Consider the following 12,702-nt stretch of genomic DNA (forward strand, 5'->3'; position numbering starts at 1 on the left):
GAAGTAACTCCTTGGGAATTGCGAATCCGTCAGCGAGAAGTGGGCAACAGGGATTGAGGCGCCTGGGTCGAGCGGGCCTCCATTTGTACGATCTGGTTGAGCAGGGCGGGTATGTCGAGAATCAACGCCACCGCGCCGCTGCCCAGAATCGTCGAGCCGCTGATGCCGCGCAGCGCGCCGAACAGCTTGCCCAGAGGTTTGATAACGGTTTGGAACTCGCCAAGCAGGTCATCGACCACCAGACCGGCCTTGTGCTCTGCGTAACGCACCACCACCACGTTCTGGCGCCTGGCGGCCGGGCCTTCATGATTGAAGTGGTCACGCAGGTAGACCAGCGGCAGCACTTCGCCACGCAGGTCCAGGTAGCCGCTGTCGCGGGTCAACTGCCGGTTGTGTTCGTCCAGCTCGATGCATTCCTGCACCATGTCCAGCGGGATCACGTACGTCGACTGATCGATACCGACCAGAAAACCGTTGATGATCGCCAGCGTCAGCGGCAGGCGGATGCGCACGATGGTGCCCTGACCGGGCTGACTGTCCAGATCCACCGTGCCGCGCAGCAAGGTGATGTTGCGCTTGACCACGTCCATGCCGACACCGCGCCCCGAAAGGTTGGTGACGGCCTCGGCAGTGGAAAAACCTGGCTCGAAAATCAGGTTGTAGATTTCCTGATCGGTGAGGCTTGCGCCGGCCGCCACCAGTCCGCGTTGCTGGGCCTTGTCGAGGATGCGCTCGCGGTTGAGTCCGGCCCCGTCGTCGGCGATTTCAATGACGATGCTGCCCGAGTCGTGGTACGCGTTGAGGCTCAAATGACCTTTGGCCGGTTTGCCTGCTGCGCGACGTGCTTCGGCGCTCTCGATGCCGTGGTCCATGGAATTGCGCAGCAGGTGCATGAGCGGGTCGCCGATCTTTTCGACGACGGTCTTGTCCAGTTCGGTCTCCGCACCATTGATGATCAGGTCAATGTCCTTGCCCAGTTCCTGGCTGACATCGCGCACCACGCGGCGGAAGCGATTGAAGGTATCGCCGATGGGGATCATGCGCAGGTGCAGCGCGCCATCCAGAATCTGCTCGACCAGCCCCGATACGGTGGAACTGGCTTCCTGAAGCGGGTCGTTGTCGCACGACTTGGCCAGCAGGCTGGCACCAGCGCTGGCAATGACCAGCTCGCCGACCAGATTGATCAGCTCGTCGAGCTTGTCGGCGTTGACCCGCACATAGCGGCCATCCTTGTTTTTCTGCTCGCTGGCCGAAGAAGGGCGCTCTACAGCGGTTGCCGTTGCCGTTGCGGGCGTACGAGGCACTGCGCGCTGATCGCCCAGCAGTTCGCCGCTGGCCACCAGAGGGCTGTGCTCGGGCTGCGAGACCAGTTCGGTGCCGGTAGGCTCAAGGTGGTCTGGCGTCTCGTTCACCGGGGTGATTTCCACGGCGCAGTCTTCACGTACGAAATCGAAGACTTCGTTGATTGCGGCGTGCCCGGCAGCAGAGCGGAAATCGATCTCGAAACCCAAGTGGCAGGATTCCGGGTCCCACGCCTCAACTGCTGGAATACCGTCGGTTACCGTCGTGACCTGGACCATCTGCCCCAGGGTATTGAGGTAGCGCAGGAACGACAGTGGGTCCATGCCGTTGCGAAACACATCCACGCCAAAGCGCAGCGAGATATGCCAGAGCACCTCGGCTGACTGTTCATCATCACTGACGACCGACGCACTAGTGCTGTCAGCGGCCCCGGCGCTGGCCGGTGCCTGGAAGACCTGCAACGCCTGACGCAGCGCTGCCTCGCGTTCCAGAGCAGGCGGCTGCAACTGCTCGCCACGGCTGGCGACCACGTCGATCAACTCAAGCATGTGATCGCCGGATTTGAGCAGCACGGCGATCAGCTCGGCGCTTACCGAAACGCTGCCTTCACGCAGACGATCCAGCACGTCTTCGACGATGTGAGTAAAACTGACGATAGGCGTCAGCCCGAACAGTCCGGCCGAGCCTTTGATGGTGTGCGCTGCGCGGAAAACCGCGCCGATCGCGTCCTGGTCGCCGGGCTCGCTTTCGAGTTGCAGGAGGGATTCCTCCATCGCCTGCAACAGTTCACGCGCTTCAACGATGAACGTCTGCTGTGCCTGATCGAGATTAATACTCACGATGACTTCCTTGATCGATCACTGGGCCGTACTGCAAATGGACGCGCTACAGCACCACACCCGGATTACATAACTCGAAGGTTTCGCTGACCGCCTTGCTTTGCCCGGTCAGGTGCAGCGAAGTCCCGGTCTTGCCGGCTTCGCGCTGAATTACTGCCAGCAGTTGCAGGCCGGCGCCGTCCATCTCGGTGACCTGTGAAAGATCAACCTCCAGGCGTGCAGCAGCGCCGATCTGTGGCAGTAATCTGGCGGCCAGTTCGGTCACGGTGTAGATCGTCAACTCGCCGTCTATCTGCACGCGTGCAGTGTCGTTGGTGCTCTCGTCTGGCGTGGGCATGCTGGCCTCCAGGGGCCTGAGTCTCAGGGCAGGATCAGCTTGGAAACCGCTGCGAGCATTTGTGCCGGCTGAAACGGTTTGACGACCCACGCCTTGGCGCCTGCGGCCTGACCTTCGGCCTTTTTCGATTCCTGGGATTCGGTGGTCAGCATGATGATGGGCGTGAACTTGTAGCTGGCCAGCTTCTTCACTTCCTTGACGAAAGTGATACCGTCCATGTTCGGCATGTTCACGTCGCTGATGATCAGGTGCACTTTCTGCCCGGTGAGCTTGCCCAGTGCATCCTTCCCGTCACAGGCTTCGATAACGTCGTATCCGGCACTCTTCAGCGCGATACCGACGACTTGCCGGACGCTGCTTGAATCGTCGACCACCAATACACTCTTAGCCATGATTTACTCCTAGAAAAACGTGATTTCCTGCGAATCCTGCTGTGCTGCCGACTCACCTCGGTGAGTGCGACGTTGCTCGTCGGTCGCGTAGGTGGACTCCATGCGCGCCAGCCATTGCCGGGCGTCGATGGCGACCGCCTCATCAGGGGATTGGCTAGCCTGCAGAAGGTGCGCGTGCAACGAGTCGATGTTGTCGCGTACGTGGGCGAGAATCTGGCTGACCCGGTCCTGAAACTGCAGGTTCACCAGAACCTCGGTCATTTCGTCGCGAATCCCGTAGCTCTCCTGCTTGAGCAGGTCGGCGGACTCGGCCAGGCGACCGGTGATGCTCTGGAAGCGCTCCAGTACGTTCTGAATGCTTTGCTCGGAAGCGGCCACCGAATGGCTGTCCTGATCGGCGCCGCTCGATGCAGCCTGCACCAGCTGGGTGATGGCGTTGTTGATGATGTCGACCTTGGCGGACATCTGCTGACCGGTTTCGCTGGACTTGCTCGACAGGCTGCGCACCGCGTCGGCCACCACGGCAAAGCCACGGCCCGCTTCACCGGCACGCGCCGCCTCGATGGCCGCGTTGAGGGCCAGCAGGTTGGTCTGTGCGGCAATCGCTGCAACGTCGGCGGCCATGGTGCGTAATTCGCCGGTGTAGGCGGTGAGGCTGCGGACCTGGGAGAGCGTCTGGTCGCGGCTGGCCTGGGTGGATTTGAGCGAGTCGATTACCCGGCTTAGTTCGCTGTCGCTCTGCGACAACACTTTCAGCGCACCGTCGGCGTTCTGACCGTCCAGTTCACCGGCAGCGTGCTGCGACGCCTGCACGGTTTCCTGCAGGCGCTCGGAAATGCCCATGAAACGCGTGCTCAGCTCGACGATGGCGGTTTCGGTCTGCTGGCGCGAGCTCTCGACCTGCTTGGCCCAGATCGGCATGGCACCAAGGAGGATTTCATTGAACTGGGCGCTGGAGGCCATGGCGCTGCTTTGAGCGCTATGTGCCTGATGATGGTCCAGCGCCTGAGCCACTGCGTGGCGCACTTCGTTCTGCTGTGAGCGGGCAGACCAGGCACAAGCGCCGAAACCGATCACCAGCAATGCAGCGCAAGCCACCAGATTGTCGGTGCCCATGCCGAACTGAGAGAGAATCCAGGCAATGGCGGGGACGACGGGAATGAGTGAGAACCAGATGAAACGCGGATGACGTTGCGCAGGAGTGCTACTGAATTGATTCGACATCATGGGTTCGATCCCTGAACAGTGCAGCGTTGTACACGACTCAATGGTTATCTGCGCGCCGCAGACAAACTTGATACCAGTACGAGAGCCTTCCGTCCGATTGCTTGGCGCACAACCCGATCCTGTTAAAAATAGCGGGTATTCGGGGCACCGCAAGTCGGCGCAGCAAACGCGTTGGCAGAACAGCCGGATTCACTTAGGAGAGGACGCAGAGCGTCCGGAACGGCATGCGACGCAGAGCGCCGCACGATAGTGAGATGATCGTTCCGCACGCTCCAGCGTGGGAATGCAGTTCACGACGCTCTGCGTCGCAACAGGACGCGGAACGTCCGGAATGGCATGCGACGCAGAGCGCCGCACGATAGTGAGATGATCGTTCCTCACGCTCCAGCGTGGGAATGCAGTTCACGACGCTCTGCGTCGCAAGTTCTACGCTGCGCCGTACAGTCAAGAGCGAACGCAGAGCGTCCAGAACGGCATGCCCACGCGAAGCACGGGCACGGCGGCGTTCTCCCGTACGCCTCTCGTCTGGCGTACCTTAGTGCAGCTTCATCCGCGGTTCGGTGCCTTTGCCGATCTTGCTGCCCAGCATCAGCATCAAGGTACGGAAGGTGCCGTACAGCGCCATCTGGTGCATGCGGTACAGCGATACATAGAACATGCGCGCCAGCCAGCCTTCAAGCATCACGCTGCCCATCAGGTTACCCATCAGATTGCCGACCGCCGAGAAGCTCGACAGCGAGATCAGCGAGCCGTAGTCCTTGTAGGTGTACTCAGGCAACGTCTTGCCTTCGATCCGTAAGCGCAGCGATTTGACCAGCAAGGACGCCTGCTGGTGGGCGGCCTGAGCGCGCGGCGGGACGTTGCGGTCGGTGCCTTTTTGCGGGCAGGCCGCGCAGTCACCGAAGGCGAAGATATTTTCGTCACGGGTGGTTTGCAGCGTCGGCAGCACTTGCAACTGATTGATCCGGTTGCTTTCCAGGCCATCCAGTTCCTGCAGGAAGGCCGGGGCACGGATACCTGCCGCCCAGACCTTCAAGCTCGCCGGAATGACCTGCCCGGTAGCAGTGATCAAACCATCAGCCGTCACTTCACTGACTGCCGCATTGGTCAGCACCGTCACACCGAGTTTTTCCAGCGTCTTGTGCACCGGCGCGCCGATGCGCTCAGGCAGCGCGGGCAACACCCGTGGCCCGGCTTCGATCACCGTGATGCGCAGGTTTTCCGGCTTGATCTGGCCCAGCCCGTAAGCCGCCAGCTCATGCGCCGCGTTGTGCAGTTCTGCCGCCAGCTCGACACCGGTTGCACCGGCACCCACGATGGCCACGGTGATTTCCTGTGCGCTGTCGGCTTGGCCGGCGTGGGCGCGCAGGTAGTGGTTGAGCAGTTGCTGGTGAAAGCGCTCGGCCTGTTTGCGGCTGTCGAGAAACAGGCAGTGTTCTGCCGCGCCCTTGGTGCCGAAGTCGTTGGTGGTGCTGCCCACGGCGATGACCAGCGAGTCGTAACCCAGGCTGCGTGCCGGAACCAGTTCTGCGCCGTTTTCATCCAGCGTCTCGGCCAGATGAATCTGGCGGCTGGCGCGGTCCAGACCGGTCATGCGCCCGAGTTGAAACTGAAAGTTGTTCCACTTGGCCTGAGCCACGTAGTTCAACTCGTCCTCATACGAGTTGAGCGAACCGGCAGCCACTTCGTGCAACAGCGGTTTCCAGATATGCGTCAGGTTGGCATCAACCAGCGTGACACTGGCCGTGCCTTTCTTGCCCAGGGTCTTGCCCAGACTGGTAGCCAGCTCCAGACCGCCAGCGCCTCCGCCAACGATAACAATACGATGCGTCATAAGGATTACTCGGAAGGTTTAAGGAATTCGGGGGGAGCTCGATCTTCGCGAGCGCAAGGCAGCTCATAGCGTCAGAAGGCTCAATAAAGGGTTCATCACCACACTGTCCGGTTCAGGAGCGGCCTGCGCTCGACTGGATCCCGGTGTGCCTGAAGGTACTCTTCGACACACCTTTGCGGTTCCGGGTTCAGGTGGCTGCTCAATTTATGCGTTGTCTCAAGCGTGCTGACGGGCAGGGGGCCAGGGATCAGTGATTTCCAGCGGCTCGACCTGCAACACATCGTCCAGGCGGATGATGCCGCTTTGTAACACTCGCGCAGTGATTCCGCCATGCCCACGCACCGCCTGGAACGTCCCGTGACCAAGGCGCTGCTCAAGTCGCGCACACGGCTGACACCAGCCGGTGGTTTCGAATATCGCCTGACCGATCCGGAAGCGTCGATTCTTCAGGCTGAACAGGTTGATGCCACTGATCACCAGATTGCGCCGCAAATCCTGCGGCACGATGGGGTTATCCGCCGCGCGGTTCAGCAACGAGCCAACCACCGCCAGATGTTCCCACTGGATCAGCGTCACCTGCCGCGCATTGCGCGGGCCGGGCCGCGAGTGATCGCCGGTCAGACCCGCTTCGCGACGCGCTTCCACGGCATCCAGCTCGATCATCTCGACCCGCGATTGCGGACGCACGCCTATCCAGCGCACGCGACCTTGTTGAGGCACATCGGCCAGCAGTTCCTGCAAGGGGCTCATAAACTGATTCCAACATCGAAAACGACACTGCGCCCCAGATTGGTACGCAGAAAATCCGGAGCGCCGGGATGCGCGAACAATACCCGAGCGAAGGTCGGCCCCACCAGCGACAACGAGCGCCAGCCCTGACGCAGGTATTCGGTCGGTGGTGGAAAGTGACTGTTGAGGTCCAGCACCTCGCGCTTGAGGCTGGCGAAGGCGATGATATCCAGCCCGCCCAAGTCGATGCCGCGTTCGCGATAATTGGTGGATTTCTTGCGCAGGGTAGGGGCAAGTCGGTGCAGCAGTTCAGAGGCGGGAATCCGCTTGGGCTTGGCCTCCCGACGTACCAGTTGGCTCAACGAAAAAGCGCTACGTCGTCGCGCCAGCTCCTCACGCCACTCGTCATTGAGACGCCGCCCCTCGTCCAGCACGAAAAACACCTCGAAACGCCCGTCACGAAACAGCACATCCGGCGGCTCCTGAGTGGCAGGCGTGAAGTCCTCATTGCGATGCGCAATGTTCAGCCCCTGCAACAGGCGCTGACAAACCCAGCGCTCACGCTCCCACTTCCGCGCATTGGAAAGAAAGGCGTTGGCTTGTTCGGCCTGGATCGTCAACAGGCGTAGGTAGTCTGAGTCATCCATAGGGCGCTAGCTTACCGCCCAAATGTGAAGGTGATAAACAAAGACTGAGGTGTTTTCGGTAGTTTTTCGCTTGGACCTTGAGCGTCAGCGAAAAAACCTTTCAGCCGACTAAAGCTTTCTTCGTTTACGCCGAACTCATGACAAGCCAATTTAATGGCACTCAGGAATTCTTTTCGCATGGAACGTAGATGAATCCCTTTCCCCCGCTCGTTCTGGTGATCCTGACCTGCGCCTGTGCGTGCGGCGAAACTGTGTTCGCTCGAGAGCAAGCTCAACAGCATGCTGACTTACTGAGTGTTTATCAGGCAGCATCACTTAACGATGCGCAATTGTCTGCCGCACGTCATGCCTATAACGCGCAACGCGAAGCCGTGCCTCAGGCTCGGGCAGGCCTGCTGCCGAATCTCACCGCCGGGGCAACGTCTGAAGTTACCCGTCTGGAGCGGGACGAGCCTTCCTTGAGCCGTGAGCGAAGTGGCACAACGTTTCGTGCGAATCTCAGTCAGCCGTTGTTCCGCATTGATCGCTGGTTTCAATTGAAGGCTGCGCAATCGAGCGTGGATCAGGCGGAGCTTGAGCTGTCCGCCAAAGAGCAAAACCTGCTGCTGACTGCTGCCCAGGCCTACTTCGAAACACTGCGCCAACTGGACGCTTTCGCAGCCGCTCAGGCGGAAGAGGCTGCGCTGTTGCGTCAGCGCGATCAGGCTCAGGGCCGACTGGAAGACGGTGCTTCAAGCATCACTGACGTGTATGACGCCCAGGCCGCCTATGACAATGCTCGCGCCAACCGGCAACTGGTGCAGCGAAAAGTAGATGATGCCTATGAAGCGCTGGAACGCCTGACCAAGCACAGCTACACGTCAATTGCAGGCATGAGGCACCAGATGCCGGTTGAGGCTCCCGTACCCAATGACGCCCGAGCCTGGGTCGACGTTGCCGTGCGGCAGAATCTTGAGCTGCAAGCCAGCGAGCGTGCAGTTAGTGCTGCCGAGCAAACACTTAATCAGCGTAAAGCCGGGCATGCCCCCACGGTTGACGCTGTTGCTTCTTATCGCAAAGGTGATAACGACAGCTTTGGCTACAGCAACCCGACTGACTTCGGTGCTAACGGCTATCGCGACAATGTTGCCCAAAGCAGCATCGGCATTGAACTCAATATCCCTCTTTACTCGGGCGGAATGACCAACTCCCAGATCAAGGAGTCCACCGAGCGTCTTTATCAGAGCCAGGACGAACAGGAAGACCGCCGCCGCGAAGTGGTGCTGAATACGCGTAATGCGTTTCGCGGCATCAATACGGGCATAGAGCAGATTGCAGCCCGACGCCAAAGCATCGTTTCCGGTCAGAAATCCGTGGAAGCCAATCAGGTCGGCGTTGATGTGGGGTCGCGCAACATCGCCGACGTACTCAATGCCCAGCGTCAGTTGTATGCCGCAGTTCGTGATTACAACAATGCCCGGTATGACTACATTCTCGACAACCTCAAGCTTAAACAGGCAGCGGGTACGCTGAGCCCTGATGATCTTAGGGCGCTGGCGATCTATCTAAAGCAGGACTACGACCCGGCCAAGGACTTTTTACCGCCGGGTCTTTAGATGCATTTTTTGAGTGCGTAGCTGAACAGTTGCAATCCGGGTGCATTAAATTCTAAAAGTGTGACGCGCATCACGGATGGCCTGTTGCCATTATTTAGCAAATTGATCAGATTTGCCTACCAGTGGCATGTCGGCAGGGAAGCGCTATGAATGATTCGGAAATAGGCGCTCAGACGCCTGATAATGCCCCTCGCCTCGACACCGGACTGGCTTCGCTGGTTATGCTTGCGCGCTTCCATCAGGTGGCCGCCTCGCCAGAGCAACTTGCCCATGAGTTTGGCAGCCCTGACCAGTATCTGTCGCAGGACAGCCTGTTACTGGCGGCCCGTAAACTCGGCTTGAAAGCCAAGGCTGCGAGGACCACCACCGAGCGTTTGGACCGTACACCACTTCCCGCGATAGCAGCGGACAATAACGGTGGATTCTTTATCATTGCGCGTCTTGATCAAGGCAAGGCGCTCATCCACGACCCTCTTTCTCAACGCCCCGAGGTTGTTACTTTCGAGGCCTTGCAGGAGCGTTGGACAGGCCAGTTACTGCTCATTCGCTCGGAGGCCGGAACGCCGGGCGAGTCTTCAAGTTTCGATTTCACCTGGTTCATTCCTGCCATCGTCAAGTACCGGAAGTTGCTGGGCGAAGTGATGCTGGTTTCCTTCGTCCTGCAAATTTTCTCGCTGATCACACCGCTGTTCTTCCAGGTAGTGATGGACAAGGTACTTGTCCATCACGGATTGACCACCCTCGACGTTATCGCCATCGGCCTTGCCGGTGTGATGCTGTTCGAGTCGGCCTTGTCTGGCTTGCGCACCTATGTGTTCGCACACACCGCCAGCCGCATCGACGTAGAGCTGGGTTCGAAGCTGTTTCGTCACTTGATCACGTTGCCGCTATCGTACTTCCAGGCACGCCGCGTGGGCGATTCGGTAGCACGGGTGAGAGAACTGGAAAACATCCGCAACTTCCTGACCGGCAATGCCATCACCCTGTTGCTGGATGTGCTGTTCTCGGTGGTGTTCATTGCGGTGATGTTCTACTACAGCGGCTGGCTGACCTTGATCGTGCTGTTGTCCCTGCCGCTCTACATTCTGGTGTCGGTGCTCATTACTCCTGTGTTGCGCAAACGCCTTAACGACAGTTTTGCCCGAGGTGCTGAGAATCAGGCGTTTCTGGTCGAAACGGTTAACGGCATCGACACCCTTAAATCGATGGCAGTGGAGCCTCAAGCCATTCGCAAGTGGGATAACCAGTTGGCGGGCTATGTCGCTGCCGGATTCAAAACTCAGAACCTGTCGACCATTGCCAACGAAAGTGTCTCTCTGATTGGCAAACTGGTGACTGTCGCAACTTTGTGGTTCGGTGCGCGCCTGGTAATCGACGGCCAACTTTCGGTCGGCCAGTTGATTGCATTCAACATGCTCGCCGGGCGTGTTGCCCAACCGATCATGCGCCTTGCGCAGCTGTGGACCAACTTCCAGCAGACCGGTGTGTCGGTTCAGCGTCTGGGCGACATCCTCAATACCCGCAACGAACTCTCGCAAGTCAACCGCAGTGCATTGCCGCCGATCAAGGGGCGCATAGAGTTCGACCAGGTGCATTTTCGCTATCGTCCGGATGGCTCGGAGATCCTGCGTGGCATCAATCTGGTTATCACGCCAGGCCAGGTCATCGGTGTGGTGGGGCGCTCCGGCTCTGGCAAAAGCACACTGACGCGTCTGTTACAGCGCCTCTATGTACCAGAGCGCGGTCGGGTGCTGGTCGACGGCATGGATCTGGCGCTGGCAGACGTCTCTTCCCTGCGCCGCCAGATCGGCGTGGTGCTGCAGGACAACATGCTGTTCAACCGCAGCATCCGCGAAAACATCGCCTTGAGTGATGCCGGAGCGCCTTTGGAAGCCGTGATGCAAATGGCCAAACTGGCAGGCGCCCACGATTTCATCCTTGAGCTGCCGGAAGGCTACGACACGATGGTCGGCGAGCACGGCGCGTCGTTATCCGGTGGTCAGCGCCAACGTATCGCCATCGCCCGCGCGCTGATGGGCAACCCGCGCATCCTGATTTTCGACGAGGCCACCAGTGCGCTGGACTATGAGTCCGAGCGCATTGTTCAGCAGAACATGCAGGCCATTTGCAAGGGGCGCACGGTAATCATCATCGCGCATCGGCTGTCTGCCGTTCGCGATGCCAACCGCATCGTCGTCGTGGATCGCGGGCAAATTGTAGAGCAGGGCACTCATGCCGAATTGCTGACGCATCAAGCCGGTCACTACTCGCGCCTCCATCGCCTGCAGCAAGGAGGCAGCCATGTCTAACGCCGAATCCAGCGGACTGTTACAACGCTATCGCCGTGTCTGGCGGCAATCCTGGCGACAGCGTCGAGAAATGGACGCGCCCAAGCGCCTGGCGCATGAAGTGCAGTTTCTGCCCGCCGCGCTGGAGTTGCAGGACAAACCCAGCCACCCCGCACCGCGCATTTTCATGTGGGCGATCATGGCGTTCGCGGCACTGGCGCTGCTGTGGGCCTGTCTGGGCAAGATTGATGTAGTCGCCACCGCCAGCGGCAAGATCATCCCCAGCGGCAAGACCAAAACCATTCAGTCCAGTGAAACGGCGGTGGTCAAGGCGATTCATGTGCATGACGGGCAATCGGTCAAGGCCGGTCAGTTGCTTCTGGAGCTGGATTCCACATCAGCCGATGCTGATGTCGGACGCGTCCGCAGTGATTTGCTGGCTGCACGTATCGACAGTGCCCGAGCGGCCGCCATGCTCGATGCAATCAACCAGCGCAAACCGCCTCGGGATCTGACTGGCACCATTGTTGATGCCGACCCGATGCATGTGCTGGCGGCTGAGCGCTGGCTGCAGGGCCAGTATCAGGAGTACCGCAGCAGCCTTGACCTGGTCGATGCCGAGATTCAGCAACGTCAGGCAGACATTCAGGCGGCGCGTATTCAAGTCACGAGCCTGCAGAAAACCCTGCCCATCGCCACCAAATTGGCCAGCGACTATGAAAACCTGCTGAAAAAGCAGTACATCGCCCGCCACGCTTATCTGGAAAAGGAGCAGGCTCGCTTGGACCTGGAACGCCAACTGAGCGTACAGCAAGCCAGCGTTCTGCAATCCACCGCCGCCCGCCAGGAAGCAGAACGCCGTCGCGAAGGCGTAGTCGCCCAGACCCGCCGCGCCATGCTCGACTTGCTGCAGCAAGCCGATCAAAAGATCGCATCTTTCAATCAGGACCTGACCAAGGCCCGCTATCAGGAAGACCTCACGACCCTCGAAGCACCCGTAGACGGCACCGTCCAGCAACTGGCCGTGCATACCGTCGGCGGTGTTGTCACCCCCGCGCAACCGCTGATGGTATTGGTCCCCGACGGCCAGCCGGTGGAAGTGGAAGCCATGCTGGAAAACAAGGACGTCGGTTTCGTCCGCGCCGGTCAGCCCGTTACCGTCAAGGTCGAGACTTTCACCTTCACCAAGTACGGCACGATCGAAGGCGAAGTCATCAGCGTCTCCAACGACGCCATCGAAGATGAAAAGCGCGGGTTGATTTACAGCAGCAAGATCCGCCTAAACAGCAACACGCTGAATGTGAATGGTGTGGACATCAAGTTGTCACCGGGCATGGCAGTGACGGCGGAAGTGAAGACCAATAAGCGGCGGGTGATTGAGTATTTTTTGAGTCCGTTGCAGCAGCATGCGTTGGAGAGTTTGAGGGAGCGCTAGAGCTGTAGATTCATTTTTTAATATTGTTGAGTGGTTTGTCTGAATGTTTCTGTTTGTAGATGTGCTTAAGGAGGGAT

10 protein-coding genes are annotated in these 12,702 nt (G+C 59.4%); 3 read left to right on the forward strand and 7 right to left on the reverse strand.

Features of this window, described 5'->3' with window-relative positions; genetic code table 11:
• Positions 1 to 29: 29 nt before the first annotated feature.
• The 7 genes from BT119_RS24170 to BT119_RS24210 all read right to left on the reverse strand — a co-directional run bounded on the left by BT119_RS24170 (position 30) and on the right by BT119_RS24210 (position 7,307).
• A complete protein-coding gene (locus BT119_RS24170) occupies positions 30 to 2,141 on the reverse strand; it encodes a chemotaxis protein CheA (RefSeq protein ID WP_058416302.1) in 2,112 nt (703 codons plus the stop codon).
• Between the two features lie 46 nt (positions 2,142 to 2,187).
• Positions 2,188 to 2,478, reverse strand: a complete 291-nt coding sequence (locus tag BT119_RS24175; protein ID WP_003371244.1) for an STAS domain-containing protein — start codon at positions 2,476 to 2,478, stop codon at positions 2,188 to 2,190.
• 23 nt (positions 2,479 to 2,501) lie between these two features.
• Positions 2,502 to 2,870 carry a response regulator gene (locus BT119_RS24180; RefSeq protein WP_002553206.1) on the reverse strand — a complete coding sequence of 123 codons (369 nt, stop codon included), beginning with the start codon at positions 2,868 to 2,870 and terminating at the stop codon, positions 2,502 to 2,504.
• A gap of 9 nt (positions 2,871 to 2,879) precedes the next feature.
• A complete protein-coding gene (locus tag BT119_RS24185) occupies positions 2,880 to 4,097 on the reverse strand; it encodes a methyl-accepting chemotaxis protein (RefSeq protein WP_072367048.1) in 1,218 nt (405 codons plus the stop codon).
• 535 nt (positions 4,098 to 4,632) lie between these two features.
• Positions 4,633 to 5,931, reverse strand: a complete 1,299-nt coding sequence (locus BT119_RS24195) for an NAD(P)/FAD-dependent oxidoreductase (RefSeq protein ID WP_003430739.1) — start codon at positions 5,929 to 5,931, stop codon at positions 4,633 to 4,635.
• A gap of 216 nt (positions 5,932 to 6,147) precedes the next feature.
• Positions 6,148 to 6,681, reverse strand: a complete 534-nt coding sequence (locus BT119_RS24205) for an MOSC domain-containing protein (protein WP_003430737.1) — start codon at positions 6,679 to 6,681, stop codon at positions 6,148 to 6,150.
• The gene (locus BT119_RS24210; protein ID WP_003430735.1) at positions 6,678 to 7,307 is read right to left on the reverse strand and encodes a DUF1780 domain-containing protein; all 630 of its coding nucleotides are present in this window, start codon (positions 7,305 to 7,307) and stop codon (positions 6,678 to 6,680) included. The genes BT119_RS24205 and BT119_RS24210 overlap by 4 nt, the downstream gene beginning before the upstream one ends.
• A 188-nt stretch (positions 7,308 to 7,495) precedes the next feature.
• Here BT119_RS24210 and BT119_RS24215 point away from each other — a divergent pair, with 188 nt between their 5' ends.
• The 3 genes from BT119_RS24215 to BT119_RS24225 all read left to right on the forward strand — a co-directional run bounded on the left by BT119_RS24215 (position 7,496) and on the right by BT119_RS24225 (position 12,625).
• The gene (locus BT119_RS24215; protein WP_072367051.1) at positions 7,496 to 8,902 is read left to right on the forward strand and encodes a TolC family outer membrane protein; all 1,407 of its coding nucleotides are present in this window, start codon (positions 7,496 to 7,498) and stop codon (positions 8,900 to 8,902) included.
• A 146-nt stretch (positions 8,903 to 9,048) separates the two neighbouring features.
• Positions 9,049 to 11,211, forward strand: a complete 2,163-nt coding sequence (locus tag BT119_RS24220) for a type I secretion system permease/ATPase (protein WP_072367052.1) — start codon at positions 9,049 to 9,051, stop codon at positions 11,209 to 11,211.
• The gene (locus BT119_RS24225; protein WP_072367053.1) at positions 11,204 to 12,625 is read left to right on the forward strand and encodes an HlyD family type I secretion periplasmic adaptor subunit; all 1,422 of its coding nucleotides are present in this window, start codon (positions 11,204 to 11,206) and stop codon (positions 12,623 to 12,625) included. The genes BT119_RS24220 and BT119_RS24225 overlap by 8 nt, the downstream gene beginning before the upstream one ends.
• The last annotated feature ends 77 nt before the right edge of the window (positions 12,626 to 12,702 follow it).

Origin of the sequence: Pseudomonas sp. NFACC10-1 (assembly GCF_900119195.1) — a bacterium.
GTDB lineage: Bacteria > Pseudomonadota > Gammaproteobacteria > Pseudomonadales > Pseudomonadaceae > Aquipseudomonas > Aquipseudomonas cerasi.